The sequence below is a fragment of the Clostridium sp. UBA5712 genome, from assembly GCF_002419845.1.
In the GTDB taxonomy this organism is placed as follows: domain Bacteria; phylum Bacillota; class Clostridia; order Clostridiales; family Clostridiaceae; genus Clostridium_J; species Clostridium_J sulfidigenes.
Map to the genome: position 1 here is coordinate 76207 of NZ_DIGW01000014.1, position 15167 is coordinate 91373.

Consider the following 15167-nt stretch of genomic DNA (forward strand, 5'->3'; position numbering starts at 1 on the left):
GCCATCCTGGCTCAGAGCTCGGCTCTTGCCGTCAGTGGCAAGAGTTACGGTAATTTCACAACGCTACAACTAAGAGTTTCGAGAATCACAAATTTTATTGCTTCTGCACCACTTATCCTTGTCACTACAAAGAATTTTCAAATATAAGAAAGTCACATAAAAGTTGATAGTAGATAAGCAGTAATTAATAGAGATAAGAGGTGTCATTATGGCCGTAGAGGAAAAAGAAAAGAATATTATTACCTTTAATAATGGGTTGCCGGGGTTTGAGAGTTTAAAAACTTTTGTTCTTGAGGAGATAGAAGGGTCAGAGCCTTTTAAGACCCTTAAGTCTACAGAGGATGTGAATATTGGCTTTGTTACTATAGTTCCCTTTGATTTCAAAGTGGATTATGAAGTTAAGTTAACAGAGGCTGTTATAAATTCTCTTAAGATAGAAGCTCCTGAAGATGTTTTGATTTTAAATACGGTTACTCTTAATAGTGATGTTAAGAAGATAACTACTAATTTAAAGGCTCCTATTATAATAAATTCAAAAAATAACTTAGGGTATCAAATGATTCTAGATAGGGAAAACTATAGCATTAAACATCCCTTAATAAAGGAGTGATAGTATGCTAGTGGTAACAAGAAAACCAGGTGAAGGAATTAAAATTGGAGACAATGTAGAGATAACTATAGTTAAAATTGACGATAACTCTGTTAAGGTATCTATCAATGCACCTAAGGAAGTTAAAATATTAAGAAGTGAGCTTTATAAAGAAGTAGGAGAAGAAAACATCAATGCTTCTAAAATAAACATGGAGCTATTACCTAAAATAAAAAAATAATTTTATACATAACCCCCAAATAGTTAAATATTCACACTTTTAACTATATGACTATATAAATAGTTAGCTATATAAGTATAAAACTATATAGCTATATAACTAGTTAAATAGTTAACTAGTTGTTGTCATAGTGCGGGGTTGAGAGGTTAAGTATATATATCAGGGAAGATAATTAATATAATTTACCGAAACATTTATTATAAAATATTATAATTTGGGGGAATTAATATGGAAGTTAGTAGAGTTAATGTTGGAAGAGCCATGGAAGGTGTAACTCCAGCAAGAGAAGTTCAACCTATATCACAAAATAATGCAACGACACAGGAAGCTATAGATAAAAATCAAAATTATAAATTAGAAGAGATTCATAAGGCTGTTGATAAACTTAATAAATTTATGGAAGACGAAGATATCCATGCAGAGTATGAGGTACATGATAAATTTAATCAGATAATGATAAAAATAGTAGATAATAAAACCAAGGATGTATTACTCGAAGTACCACCAAAAAAAATCCTAGATATGGTTGCTAAAATGTGTGAAATGGTGGGGATACTTGTAGACAAAAAGGCCTAAACTGGAGGAGATAAAATGTATAATGCAGGTGCTAATGCATATAACGCGTACAAAAGTAATAGTGTTAATTATGCTTCTAAGGAGCAATTGCTATTAATGCTTTTAGATGGAGCTGTAAAATTTGCTAAAATGGCTAGACAAGCTATATTAGATAAAGATGTAAAAGGTAGTCATGAAAATCTTGTGAAAACTCAAGATATATTTACAGAGCTTATGATTACTTTAGATCAAAATGCCGGTGAATGGGCAGTGAATATGTATAAGATATATGAGTTTATAAAAGAAAGACTTTTCCAGGCAAACATTAAAAAGGATGTAAAAATTATAGATGAAGTTATGCCACTTATAGAAGAAGTAAGAAACACATGGCAGGAAGCTTATGAAGTTTCAAAAGGAAAAAGATAAGGAGGACTAAGTATGAGAATAACAGGACTTGCCACAGGAATGGATATGGACCAATTAGTCAAGGAAACTATGCAGCCCTATAGAATTAAAATTCAACAACAGAAGCAACAAAAAGACATAATGGAGATAAAACAACAACTTTACAGAGACTTAATTAAGGAGTCTAAAGAACTTTATGATAAGTATTTTGATGTTGCGAAAACAGATAGTTTACTATTAAGCAAGAATTGGTCAACAGTAAAATTTCAATCATCCAATGAGAATGTGTTAACTGTAACTGGTGGTAGTGATGTAAAGCCGGGAAATTACACAGTAACAGGGAATACAGCCACAGCAGCTAAGGCAATAGTGACAGAGGGACTAGATTCAGGTAATAGCCTTGTGATAAATGGAAAAGAATTTACGCTACAAGGTGATACAGCAAAAGCAAGGGCTGAAAACTTAAATAAAGAATTAAAAGCAGCAGGAATGAATGTATCGGTTAGATATAGTGATTTTGCAGGAACAGAAGCTGGAAATCAAAGTGGATTTATCTTTGAATCTACAGTTTTAGGTAAGGATAGTACATTTACAATAGGTGGGACAAGTTCATTAGTAGGAACTATAGTAGAGGGAATAGATGCAACAGCCGCAACTGTAACTGGTTTTACAGTTCAGGATTTAAAAGATGCTAATGGCGAAATAAATGTAAATGGTGAGATAGTAACTATTGATATTACACCTGAAAATGTTAATGATGATATAGAGAAGTTATTACAGAGTAAATTGAAAGATAAAAAATTAACTGCGGAAATTGATGACAGTGGAAATATTACTTTTAGTAGCACAGTATTAGGAAGTAAAGTTGAAGATCCTAATATCAAAATAAGTGGTAATACTGGAACTTTTACTAGTGGAATAAATGCTACTTATACTACTAATACTTTAAATGCAGCTGATATAAAAGGGAAAACTATATCTATTAATGGAAATGTTATTGACTTATCTAAAGCAGTTGATGGACAAGAAGTAGAATATTTAAATAAGGTATTAAAAGAACAAAACATAAAGGTAACTGCTAAGTTAGATGAAGTTGATACAAGTAAGATTATATTTACTTCTACCAAAGCTGGAGCAGATGGTAAAGTTGATGTAGGTATATTAGATGGTACAACAATGTCATCACAAGGCACAGACGCTGAAATAGTAGTAAAAGATGATAAAGGTGGAGTGTTTACCCATACTGGTATTTCTAATACGTTAACTTTAGATGGAATGACTTTTAAATTTACAGGAGAAATACCAGCAGAAGGGATAAGTGTAAATGGTAAAAATGATGCTGCTGGGGTAAAAGATAAGCTTGTTAATTTTATTAACGATTATAATAAGCTTATGGAAAAACTTAACACCTTAACTATAGAAAAAAGAAATAAAAACTATATGCCATTAACAGATGAGCAAAAGAAAGAAATGTCAGAGAATGAGATAAAAATTTGGAATGAAAAGGTTAAGCAAGGACAGTTATATAAAGATTCTGATGTATCAAGAATAGCAAATTCTATGAAGAGTGCTATGAGAGGTCTTGTAGATGGAGTAGATGGAAATTTAGAGAAGTTTGGTATTAAACCAGTTGCAGACTATCAAGGAACTAAAAATGGAACTTTTGTTATTGATGAAGATAAACTTACTAATGCTTTAGAAAATAATTTAGAAGATGTAATGAAATTATTTATTTCAACTCCACCATCAGATGATAGTTTATCTGCTCTAGAAAAGAATAAATCAACAGGCGTTGCTCAAAGGTTAAAAGGCATACTATATAATGAAACTGTAAGTATATCATCAAGTTTAATTAAAAAAGTTGGTATAGAAGGTTCAGCTTCATCAGTTAATAGTGAGATAACAAAAGCTATAAAAAAATATGATAGAAAGATGGAAGATATGGAGAAGGATTTTGCTAAAAGAGAACAGCAGCTATATTCTAAATGGGCAACCATAGAATCTATGATGAATAAGCTTAATGCACAACAAAGTTATCTTACATCTCAATTAGGAATGTAGTATATTATGGAATTAAAGGAATTGCTTTTAAGGTATAAAGAAATTACAGAGAAGTTTATTGAAGCTATAAAAAATGATGAAGAAGCCGATAAATTTCTAGAAGAAAGAACAGAAATAATAGAAGAAATGAACAGTATGAATATAAAAAAAGAAGAATTAAAGAAAGTAGTAGAAGAAATAAATTTGTTAACTGTGGAAAAAGAAGCTTTTAATATTCTTAATGAAGAAAGAAGTAAAATAAAGGATGAAATCTTTCAATTAAAAAAAAGTAAAAGGGCTGCTTTTGCATATGAAAATAAATTTAATGGTATTAATTTTATAAATAAAGAGATATAAAATTAAAAAAGAAAAATTGATAAAAAAATAAAAAAAGGTATAAAGTTCATCTTGAACCTACCGATAAATATATTAGAAGATAAAATTAGAATAAACTCATGAGAAACATATCTAGTTATATACTTCTATCAAAGAAGTTATAAATATAAAAGGACAAGGATGTCCGTTAAAATCAAGGAGGAATTAATTATGATAATTAATCACAACATGAATGCGTTAAACGCACACAGAAACATGGGAATCAACACTACTTCAGCAGGTAAATCTATGGAGAAATTATCTTCAGGTTTAAGAATAAACAGAGCTGGAGATGACGCTGCAGGATTAGCAATTTCTGAAAAAATGAGAGGACAAATCAGAGGATTAGAGCAAGCTTCAAGAAACTCTCAAGATGGTATTTCTTTAATTCAAACAGCAGAAGGTGCTTTAAATGAAACTCACAACATTCTTCAAAGAATGAGAGAATTAGCAGTTCAAGCATCAAGTGATACAAATATCCAAGATGATAGAGCTCAAATTGGTAAAGAAATTACAGAATTACAAAATGAAATCAACAGAATAGCAAGCCAAACAGAGTTTAACAAGAAAAAACTTATCAATGGATCTTTATCAGGAGCTGATAACAATGCTTCAGTATTATTACAAGTTGGAGCTAACTCAAAACAAACTGTTACTTTAAAGATTGCAACTATGACAGTAAGTGCTTTAGGAGTAAGTGCTGGAAAAATAGTTATATCATCTGCTACTAGTGCAGCTAGTATTACAGCAATGATAGATACTATAAACACTGCAATAGATACTGTTTCTGGAGAAAGAGCAAAACTTGGAGCAATGCAAAACAGATTAGAGCATACAATTGCTAATGTTAATACTTCATCAGAAAACTTAACAGCTGCAGAATCAAGAGTTAGAGATGTTGATATGGCTAAAGAAATGATGAATTTCTCTAAAAATAACATTTTACAACAAGCTGCACAAGCTATGCTTGCTCAAGCTAACCAACAACCACAAGGAGTTCTTCAATTATTAAGATAATTTAGAACTGGATTATTTTTAAAAGGTACCGATTTATCGGTGCCTTTTTTGTGTAGAGTATTTAAGTTTTTGTTTGAAACAACGATAATAGTGATATATAGAAAAGTGACATAAAAAAGGAGTGATTTATATAGCTATTAATAGATTAACACAAAATAATATAGATAAAGCTATAGAATATGAAGTATATGAAGAAATAAGTAAAGATAATAAAAAAATACTAAGAATATTTACTGAGGGAAAAAGTATTTATTTAGGAAGTAAATATTCTGTTCAAAGGGACATAGATTCAATAAAGGATTTTATTTTAAGTAATGGAGATAAACATAGTATAATCATTGGATTAGGAACTGGAGAGTACATAGAAGAAATAGAGCCTTTAATTAAAGAAGATAATAAGCTGATTATAATCGAACCTAATATTGAGGTTTATAATAAATATATCTATGGAAAAGAAAATAAGTATGAAAACATAGCAATAATTTCTATGACAGATGAATTTTTAAAGTATTTAGAAATGTATATTGGAAGCATTGCTTTAAAATCCTTTGTAGTTCAAGAATACCCTAATTATAGAAATGCATATCCTGCAGAAGTTCATAATATTTATGAGCTTATTAGAAGCGTCACAAGAAGAAGAGTTATTAATAGAAACACCAATATATTTTTTTCTAAGATTTGGTTTGAATCTACCATTTCTGATCTTAAATATTTAAGTAAAAGTAAAAATATAGTGAATATGAAAAATGCATATAGTGGTAAACCAGCAGTTATAGTATCAGCAGGACCATCACTATCCAAGAACATAAGTCAACTTAAACAGTTTGAAGATAAGGCTGTGATTTTTACTGGAGGAAGAACATGGAGAACTCTAATAGAAGAAGGAATAAAGGCGGATTTTCTATCTATAATAGATGCCCATGAATTATCTTATGAATTGGTTGATGAAGTTATTAATAAAGAAGAGGTAACATTAGTACATTCAGAGATTTTGCCTAATAAAGTTCTGAAATTACATAAAGGAAATAGAGTGTTCTATCCTTATGCACCTTGGATAAATGATATAGTGGAAAATCCTAATTATAATTTTACTCATTCATCTGTTGCACATACTTGTACAAAATTAGCTATGTATATGGGATGTAATCCTATAATATTTTTAGGTCAGGATTTAGCATATACAGATGATAAGGTTCATGCAGAAAATGCTGAATTTGTACAAGAAAAGTATAAGGATAAAGAAGATATCACTAAGGTAGCTGATAACTTTAGTCCGTACGTGGAAGATATATATGGAAATAAGGTAAGAACAAGTATGACATTAAATTTTTTTAGAGAAGAATTTGAGGAAATTATTAAGGAAAACTCTCAAATAGAATTTATTAATTCCACAGAAGGCGGAGCAAATATCAAGGGAACACAGATTAAAAAATTTATGGATAATAAAGTTATGTTTGATAATGTAATAGATAAGAATCATATATCTGTTAATTATGAAAATATGATTGGATGTATAAGCGATGATAAAGTTATAGATATAATTGATTGTGCTATAAATTATTTAAAAGAGTTAGAGATAAAATTAATAGAAGCTATAAAACATAATGAAAAGTATTATGATAATTTTACTAGTAAACATAAAATATTAAAGAGCTCATTAAAGATTTTAGAAGATACAGATAAATTTATAAGAGAAATACCTAAAGAAATTAGATTTATAGAATATTTATTTGCAGATACTATTAATATCGTTTTATATAATCCAGATTATAAAATTGGAAATGAAGATACGGAGTTAAGTAAGGCTAAGAAAATATATGAAAAAAGTAAAATACTATATTCAAACTTGTTAAATGAAGCTGAATATGCATTAAAATATATAAAAAATGAAAGAAAATCTATATGTAAAGGGGAAACTTACAGTGAATATTAAGGAATTTGCAGAAAATTTAGTAGAACTTATTAGTATAAATAATGAAGAAACAAGAAACAATGGGGGTAAAATAAATACTCAAGTGTTTGAAAGTATACTTGAATATATACAAATATTCATGACAGAAGCTATAAAAGTAAATAGTAATTGTATTAATATAGAAAAATTCAATGAAATTCTTAAAGAGATATTAGAAGCCCTAAAAAACAATGATTTAATCTTAATGAGTGATATGTTTGAATATGAGATTATACCAGAAATAAATAAAGTTATAGAACAATTAAGTTAATGAGGTGTATTAGATGAGTAAAAAGGTATTAATAACAGGAGCAGATGGATTTATTGGAAGTCACCTTACAGAAACACTTTTAGAAGAAGGTTATGATGTTAAGGCATTTACATATTATAATTCATTTAATTCATGGGGCTGGTTAGATACATTGTCTAAAGATAAGTTAAAGGAAATTGAAGTGTTTACAGGAGATATAAGAGATCCTAATGGAGTTAGAGAAGCTATGAAAGGAGTAGATGAAGTATTTCATCTTGCAGCCTTAATTGCAATTCCTTTTAGTTATCATTCACCAGATTCTTATGTTGATACTAATATAAAAGGAACTCTGAATGTGCTACAAGCTGCAAGAGACTTGGAGACTGAAAGGATACTGGTAACTTCTACGTCAGAAGTTTATGGAACAGCCCAGTACGTACCTATAGACGAATTGCACCCATATCAGGGTCAATCTCCTTATTCAGCAACTAAGATAGGTGCAGATAGGTTAGCTGAATCTTTTTATAGAAGCTTTAATATGCCGATTTCTATTGTTAGACCATTTAATACATACGGCCCAAGACAGTCAGCTAGAGCTGTTATTCCAACAATAATTACCCAATTATTATCTGGAGAAACTGAAATAAAATTAGGTTCTTTAACACCTACAAGAGACTTTAATTTTGTTAAGGATACAGCAAGAGGATTTATAGAAATTGCTAAATCAGATAGAACCATAGGCGAAGAGATAAACATAGCTACTCAAGATGAAATATCCATAGGAAGATTAGCAGAGGAAATGATAAGACAAATAAATCCAAATGCAAAAATCGTATGTGATGATCAAAGATTAAGACCTGATAAAAGTGAAGTAAATAGATTATTAGGTTCAAATGAAAAAATTAAGAAGTTAACAAATTGGTTGCCTAGTTATACTTTTGAAGAAGGAATTAGAGAAACTATAGAATGGTTTAGAAAACCAGAAAACTTAGCTAAGTATAAAGCTGACATATATAATATTTAATTAAAGGAGATGGGCTAAGTGAAGAAGTTTATTCCGCTTTCAGTACCTAATTTAAAAGGAAATGAATTAAAGTATGTAGTAGATGCAGTAGAAAAAGAATGGGTATCTACTGGTGGAGCATATATAAATGAATTTGAGGATAGCATAGCTAAATATCTTAATGTTGAATCTGCCGTTGCTTGTCAAAGTGGAACTGCTGGTATTCATTTATCGTTAATTTTAAGTGGAGTAGATGCTGGAGATGAAGTCATAGTTCCTACATTGACATTTATTGCAGCAGTAAATCCTGTTAGATATATTGGAGCAGAACCTATATTTATGGATTGTGATGATTCATTAACAATGGATGCTAATAAACTAAAAATGTTTTGTGAAGAAGAGTGTGAATTTATTGGTGGAAAATTAATAAATAAGCTTAATAGGAAGCATATAAAAGCCATAATTGTAGTTCATGTTTTTGGTAATAGTGTAAATATAGAGAGGATAATGGATATTGCACAAAAATATAACCTTAAAGTTATAGAGGATGCAACAGAAGCATTAGGAACTAAATTCATTTCAGGAAAATATATTGGAAAGTATGCGGGAACTATAGGTGATTTTGGAGTGTACTCGTTTAATGGAAATAAAATAATTACCACTGGTGGAGGTGGGATGATAGTATCAAATCATCCGGAACTTTTAGCAAAAGGAAAATACCTCTCTACGCAAGCTAAAGATGATGAACTTTACTATATACATGATGAAATAGGATATAATTATCGAATGACTAATTTACAAGCAGCACTAGGGGTTGCGCAATTAGAACAATTAGATAAATTTATAGAAATTAAGAAAAAAAATTATGAGTTATATAATAATGGATTGAAAAATACTAAAGGATTAACAATGCTTGATTTTAATAATAATATACAACCCAATTATTGGTTTTATTCTTTATTAATAAATAATGATATATATCCATTAAGAGTTAAAGAAATTATTCCGTATCTTAAAGAAAAAAATATACAAGTAAGACCAATATGGAATTTAATTCATACTCAAAAACCGTATAGAGAATCAAGAGCTTATAAAATAGATAGAGCTAATTATTATTTAGAAAATGTGATAAATATTCCATGTAGTAGCAATTTAACAGAAGAAGAAGTTAATTATGTTATTAATGTTTTGAATAGTATTTAAAGCATTATTAAGTATGGGGAGATATAGCTATGAATATTCAGGATATAATAATAAATGAAGAGATAAGTATAAGACAAGCTGCTAAGATTTTAGATAAAACTGCCAAGCAGGTTTTACTTATAACAGAAGATAATAAGTTAAAGGCTATACTTACAGATGGCGATATAAGAAGATGGATTTTAAAGAGTGGGGATTTGTCGGCACCTGTAAAAGAAATTGCTAACTATTCGCCTAAATATATAACAGAAACAGAGAGATATAAAGCTAAAAGACTTATGAAGAAATATTCAATTAGTTCTATACCTGTAGTTAGTATTGAAGGGGAAGTAAAATCAATAATATTTTGGAACGACTTGGATATGTCTAGTGTTGAGAAGAAGCCTTCATTAGATATACCAGTGGTAATTATGGCTGGAGGGTTAGGCACTAGGTTATATCCTTACACTAAAATTTTACCTAAGCCTCTTATACCTATTGGTGATATACCTATAGTAGAAAGAATAATTAATAGATTTAAGGAATTTGGATGTAATGAATATTATTTAACCGTTAATTATAAGAAAAATATGATTAAAGCATATTTTGAAGAAGTAGTTAAGAATTATAATATATACTATATAGAAGAAGATAAACCGCTAGGTACTGGAGGGAGCCTTTATTTTCTTAAAGATAAAATAAAGAGCACATTTTTTGTATCTAACTGTGATATATTAATAGATAGTGATTATGAAGCCATGTATGAGTATCATAAAGAAAATAAAAACTTTATTACTATGGTATGTGCAGTTAAAAATATGGTAATACCTTATGGTGTAGTTAATTTAAATAATGAAGGAAATATACAGAGTATGGTAGAAAAACCTGAGTATTCATTTTTAACTAATACAGGAATGTACATAATAGAGCCTGAGGCACTACAATTAATAAAGGAAGACACATTTATTCACTTACCTGATATAGCAAAAGAATGTATGGATAAAGGAATGAAAGTTGGAGTTTATCCAATAACAGAGAGAGCTTGGATGGATATGGGACAACCAGATGAAATGCAAGAAATGATGAAAAGATTAGAGGAAGGTTAATGAAAAAGATTGTATTAGTAGGTGGAGGAGGGCACTGTAAAAGTGTCATTGACTCCATAAGAAGTAAAAATGAATTTGAAATAGTAGGTATTACAGATCCTGTTGACAAAGGGGAGATACTTAATGTTAAGATACTTGGAACGGATTATATATTACAAGATATGCATAATCAAGGTGTTGAATATGCATTTATTACAGTTGGAAGTATTGGAAATCCTAAATTAAGAATTACTTTATATGATATGCTAAGTAAAATAGGATTTAAATTTCCAGCTATAATAGATAAAACGGCTATTGTATCGGAAGAATGTGGTATAGGTGAAGGAACTTTTGTAGGAAAAGGTGCTATAGTAAATGCAGAAGCTATAATAGGGAAACAAGCTATTATAAATACAGGAGCTATAGTTGAGCATGACTGCCTAGTTGGAGATTTTGTACATATTGCTCCAGGAGCAACTCTGAGCGGAGGAGTGACCATAGAAAAGTATTGTCATGTAGGAACAAATGCTACTATTATTGAGGGAATAAGTGTAGTCAAAAGTACTGTAATTGGAGCAGGATCCGTAGTAATTAATTCAATAGATAAAGTATCTAAAGTATATGGAAATCCAGCAAGGGGGAAAGAATATGAATAAGGTATTTATTATTGCAGAAGCTGGTGTTAATCATAATGGAAGTGTTGAAGTAGCAAAAAAGTTAATAGATGAAGCAGTAATAGCAGGAGCTGATGCAGTTAAGTTTCAAACCTTTAAAGCGGAAAATTTAGTGACTAAGAATGCTAAACAAGCTAAATATCAAGTAAGAAATTTAAGCGAAGAGACTTCGCAGTTTGAAATGCTGAAAAAGTTAGAATTGGATTACGCTGAATATAGAGAGTTGGTAGAATATTGTAAAAGGAGACATATAATGTTTTTATCATCACCATTTGATATAGAAAGTATAGAGTTTTTAGATAACTTGGGAATTGAAGTATTTAAAATTCCATCTGGAGAAATAGAAAATGTACCTTACCTTGAAAAGGTAGCTAGAATAGGTAAAAAGATTATCTTATCTACAGGAATGAGTGATTTATCAGACATAGAATTTGCTTTAAGCACTCTAAGAAATAATGGTAATAATGAAATTATTGTATTACATTGTAATACAGATTATCCTACTAATATGAATGATGTAAATTTGAAAGCAATGGAGACAATAAAAGAAGCATTTAAGGTTGATGTTGGATACTCTGATCATACAGAAGGAATAGAGGTTTCAATTGCAGCTGTAGCAATGGGAGCAAAGGTAATAGAGAAACATTTTACACTTGATAAAACTATGGAAGGACCTGATCATTTAGCTAGTTTAAATCCAGATGAGCTTAGGATGATGATTAAGTCTATTAGAAATATAGAAAAGGCTCTTGGAGATGGAATCAAGTATCCCACCACTGTAGAAAAAGAAAATAAGAAGATAGTAAGGAAAAGTATCGTTGCTAGTGTAGATATAAAATGCGGTGAAGTTTTCACAGAAAAAAATTTAACTGTTAAGAGACCTGCAAGTGGAATAAACCCCAAGATGTGGCACGCTATAATTGGTATGGTTTCTAAAAAAGATTATAGAAAGGATGATCTAATTCAATGGTAAAAAGAATATGTGTGATTACTGGAACAAGAGCTGAATATGGATTACTGAAGCCGTTAATAATGAAAATGATAGATGATAAAGAGATAGATTTAAAATTGGTTGTTACAGGAATGCACATGTCAACAGAATTTGGACTTACATATAAATTGATTGAAGAAGATGGCATAGTTATTGATGAAAAAATAGAAATATTACTAAGTTCAGATTCACATGTAGCTACTTCAAAAGCAATGGGATTAGCTATTATTAGCTTTAGTGAGTATATTAATAGAACTAAGCCTGACATGGTAATTGTACTTGGTGATAGATATGAAATATTGGCTGCAAGTATTTCAGCTATGGTAGCTAATGTTCCTATAGCACATATACATGGAGGAGAGATAACCGAGGGAGCACAGGATGATGTATTTAGGCACTGCATAACTAAATTGAGTTATCTTCATTTTACAAGTACTGAAAGTTATAGAAAGAGGGTAATGCAGTTAGGGGAAGAGCCTCATAGAGTTTTCAATGTTGGAGCTATAGGAATAGAAAATATTAAAGTATTAAAATTATTATCCCAGGAAGAGATAGAAAAAAGTATAAATTTTGTTTTGAATAAAAAATTTGCGCTTGTTACATTTCATCCAGTTACACTAGAACAAGGATTAGCAGAGATACAGATTACAGAGTTATTAGGTGCTTTAGAAGAATTTGATGATATGAAATTTATAATTACAAAAGCTAATTCTGATAATGAGGGGAGAAAAATAAATAGAAAGATAGATGAATTTATATCTAAAAACCCAGAGAAATATATTGGTTTTGTTTCTATGGGACAACTAAAATATTTAAGTGCTATGAAGTATTGTAGTATGGTAATAGGGAATTCATCTAGTGGAATTATAGAAGCTCCTTCCTTTAATATCCCTACTATAAATATTGGTGATAGACAAAAGGGAAGATTGCAAGCTAAAACGGTAATCAATTGTGACCCTATTAAAAGTGATATTATTAAAGCAATAAAAAGAGGACTAAGTAAAGAATTTAAAGATAAAATATCAAAGATTGAAAATCCATATGGAGATGGAGATACATCTAACAAAATACTATATGAAATAAAAAAAGCGTTAAGCAAAGAGATAGAGTTAAAAAAAACTTTTTACGATATAAATATGATGTGAAAGGTAAAAGTATAAATGTATAGTAATAAAAGAATCTTAGCAATAATACCTGCAAGAAGCGGTTCTAAGGGGCTAAGGCATAAAAATATAAAATTATTAAATGATAAGCCATTAATAGCATATACCATTGAAGCTGCTATTGAAAGTGATATATTTACCGATATAGTTGTTTCTACTGATTCAGAAGAGTATGCCAATATATCTAAACGATATGGAGCAAGTATACCATTTTTAAGACCAGATGAATTAGCTAGCGACATAGCTAGTAGTACAGATATGATTGTGTATACCATTCAAAGATTAAAGGAGTTAGGGAAAGTATATGATTATTTTATGTTACTACAACCTACTTCACCCCTAAGAAAAGCTTTAGACATAAAAAAATCATTAGATTTATTAATAGAAAACAAATTAGATTCTGTAGTAAGTGTTTGTGAGGCTGAACATTCTTTAAGTATATATAATACATTGAGTGATAGTTTATCTTTAGAAGGTTTTATAAATAAAAACAGTGCAACTCGAAGGCAAGATGACAAAAAGTATTATCGTATAAATGGTTCAATATATATATCTAATGTTGAAAAATATTTAAGCGAAAGGGATTTCTACGGAAAGAAAAGCAAAGCATACATTATGAGTAGAGAAAGCTCAATAGATATTGATACAGAGCTAGATTTTAGAATTGCAGAATATATTATGGCCCAAAATATATAATTGAGCTAATTATGTTGAGGTCAAATATCACTCAGCATAATGCTATGGAATATTCATACTGGTCTTTCATTCATTAAGAGGTGATAAATTTGCATTATAAACTAAACACACTATATTTTAGTGCTACAGATACAACTAAGAAAGTAATATCTGGTATAGCAGAAGGACTTTCGGAAGCTATGAACCTAAAGGAAAGCATAAATAGTATTGATTTTACCTTACCAAAGATAAGGGAGAAATCTGTATCTTTTTCAAAGGATGATATTGTTATTGTAGGAGTTCCAGTTTATGCAGGGCGAGTGCCTAATGTGCTTTTAAGGTATATAAATTCTATTGTGGGTAATGGTGCGTTGGCTGTCGCAGTGGTGGTTTATGGAAATAGAAATTATGATGATGCTTTGATAGAGTTAAGAGATATATTAGAACTAGATGGCTTTAGGGTTATTGTGGGGGCTGCATTTATAGGACAACATTCTTTTTCTAAAACCTTAGCTAAGAATAGACCTGATGAAAAGGATATGGATATAGTTAGGAATTTTGCTGATAAAATATATAGTAAAATTGCTGCTGGAGAAGATGGACAGGATCTATTAATAAATGAACAAAAGCCTTATAGAAATTATTATATGCCTAGGGATGAAAAGGGAGAGCCTATTGATATAAGAAAGGTGAAGCCCAAAACTAAGGATAGTTGTATAGATTGTAAACTTTGTGCTAGTGTTTGTACCATGGGCTCTGTTGATCTTGAAGATGTGACTAAAGTTAATGGAATTTGTATTAAATGTTGTGCATGTATTAAAAAATGTCCTGTAGAAGCAAAGTATTTTGATGATATTGGATATTTAAAGCACAAAGAAGAATTAGAAATAAATTTTATACATAGAAAAGAACCAGAATTATTTTTGTAAACAGATAATTGTAAAAAGCATTAATGGCTAATAATAGCTGTTAAT

Annotated in this window: 17 protein-coding genes; all 17 read left to right on the forward strand. The window is 29.9% G+C overall.

Annotated elements, in window-relative coordinates:
• Nucleotides 1–208: 208 nt before the first annotated feature.
• Nucleotides 209–610 carry a flagellar assembly protein FliW gene (gene fliW / locus B3B03_RS11320; RefSeq protein ID WP_346877353.1) on the forward strand — a complete coding sequence of 134 codons (402 nt, stop codon included), beginning with the start codon at nt 209–211 and terminating at the stop codon, nt 608–610.
• A 4-nt stretch (nt 611–614) separates the two neighbouring features.
• Nucleotides 615–830, forward strand: a complete 216-nt coding sequence (gene csrA / locus B3B03_RS11325; protein ID WP_346847866.1) for a carbon storage regulator CsrA — start codon at nt 615–617, stop codon at nt 828–830.
• Between the two features lie 228 nt (nt 831–1058).
• Nucleotides 1059–1406 carry a flagellar protein FlaG gene (locus B3B03_RS11330; RefSeq protein ID WP_346847867.1) on the forward strand — a complete coding sequence of 116 codons (348 nt, stop codon included), beginning with the start codon at nt 1059–1061 and terminating at the stop codon, nt 1404–1406.
• 15 nt (nt 1407–1421) lie between these two features.
• Nucleotides 1422–1811, forward strand: a complete 390-nt coding sequence (fliS, locus tag B3B03_RS11335) for a flagellar export chaperone FliS (protein WP_346877354.1) — start codon at nt 1422–1424, stop codon at nt 1809–1811.
• 12 nt (nt 1812–1823) lie between these two features.
• The gene (gene fliD / locus B3B03_RS11340) at nt 1824–3851 is read left to right on the forward strand and encodes a flagellar filament capping protein FliD (RefSeq protein WP_346877355.1); all 2028 of its coding nucleotides are present in this window, start codon (nt 1824–1826) and stop codon (nt 3849–3851) included.
• Between the two features lie 6 nt (nt 3852–3857).
• Entirely contained in the window at nt 3858–4187 is a 330-nt protein-coding gene (locus B3B03_RS11345; RefSeq protein WP_346877356.1) for a hypothetical protein, read from the forward strand.
• A 189-nt stretch (nt 4188–4376) separates the two neighbouring features.
• Entirely contained in the window at nt 4377–5222 is an 846-nt protein-coding gene (gene hag, locus B3B03_RS11350) for a flagellin Hag (protein ID WP_346877357.1), read from the forward strand.
• Nucleotides 5223–5343: 121 nt separating this feature from the next.
• The gene (locus B3B03_RS11355) at nt 5344–7155 is read left to right on the forward strand and encodes a motility associated factor glycosyltransferase family protein (RefSeq protein WP_346877358.1); all 1812 of its coding nucleotides are present in this window, start codon (nt 5344–5346) and stop codon (nt 7153–7155) included.
• Nucleotides 7145–7444: a hypothetical protein gene (locus tag B3B03_RS11360; protein ID WP_346877359.1), complete on the forward strand. Its 300-nt coding sequence runs from the start codon at nt 7145–7147 to the stop codon at nt 7442–7444. Before B3B03_RS11355 ends, B3B03_RS11360 begins: the two co-directional genes overlap by 11 nt.
• A 13-nt stretch (nt 7445–7457) precedes the next feature.
• On the forward strand, nt 7458–8447 hold the full coding sequence (locus B3B03_RS11365) for an NAD-dependent 4,6-dehydratase LegB (RefSeq protein WP_346877360.1): 990 nt from the start codon (nt 7458–7460) through the stop codon (nt 8445–8447).
• Nucleotides 8448–8465: 18 nt separating this feature from the next.
• A complete protein-coding gene (locus B3B03_RS11370; protein ID WP_346877361.1) occupies nt 8466–9629 on the forward strand; it encodes a LegC family aminotransferase in 1164 nt (387 codons plus the stop codon).
• Nucleotides 9630–9658: 29 nt separating this feature from the next.
• Nucleotides 9659–10711, forward strand: coding sequence for a nucleotidyltransferase family protein (locus B3B03_RS11375; RefSeq protein ID WP_346877362.1), 1053 nt, complete (start codon nt 9659–9661; stop codon nt 10709–10711).
• Nucleotides 10711–11346, forward strand: coding sequence for an acetyltransferase (locus B3B03_RS11380; protein WP_346877363.1), 636 nt, complete (start codon nt 10711–10713; stop codon nt 11344–11346). Before B3B03_RS11375 ends, B3B03_RS11380 begins: the two co-directional genes overlap by 1 nt.
• Complete coding sequence (gene neuB / locus B3B03_RS11385) at nt 11339–12337, forward strand: N-acetylneuraminate synthase (RefSeq protein ID WP_346877364.1); 999 nt, start codon at nt 11339–11341, stop codon at nt 12335–12337. Before B3B03_RS11380 ends, neuB begins: the two co-directional genes overlap by 8 nt.
• Nucleotides 12331–13500, forward strand: a complete 1170-nt coding sequence (gene neuC / locus B3B03_RS11390; protein WP_346877365.1) for a UDP-N-acetylglucosamine 2-epimerase — start codon at nt 12331–12333, stop codon at nt 13498–13500. The genes neuB and neuC overlap by 7 nt, the downstream gene beginning before the upstream one ends.
• Nucleotides 13501–13515: 15 nt before the next feature.
• Nucleotides 13516–14214, forward strand: a complete 699-nt coding sequence (locus tag B3B03_RS11395) for an acylneuraminate cytidylyltransferase family protein (protein WP_346877366.1) — start codon at nt 13516–13518, stop codon at nt 14212–14214.
• An 89-nt stretch (nt 14215–14303) separates the two neighbouring features.
• Nucleotides 14304–15122 carry an EFR1 family ferrodoxin gene (locus tag B3B03_RS11400; RefSeq protein ID WP_346877367.1) on the forward strand — a complete coding sequence of 273 codons (819 nt, stop codon included), beginning with the start codon at nt 14304–14306 and terminating at the stop codon, nt 15120–15122.
• The last annotated feature ends 45 nt before the right edge of the window (nt 15123–15167 follow it).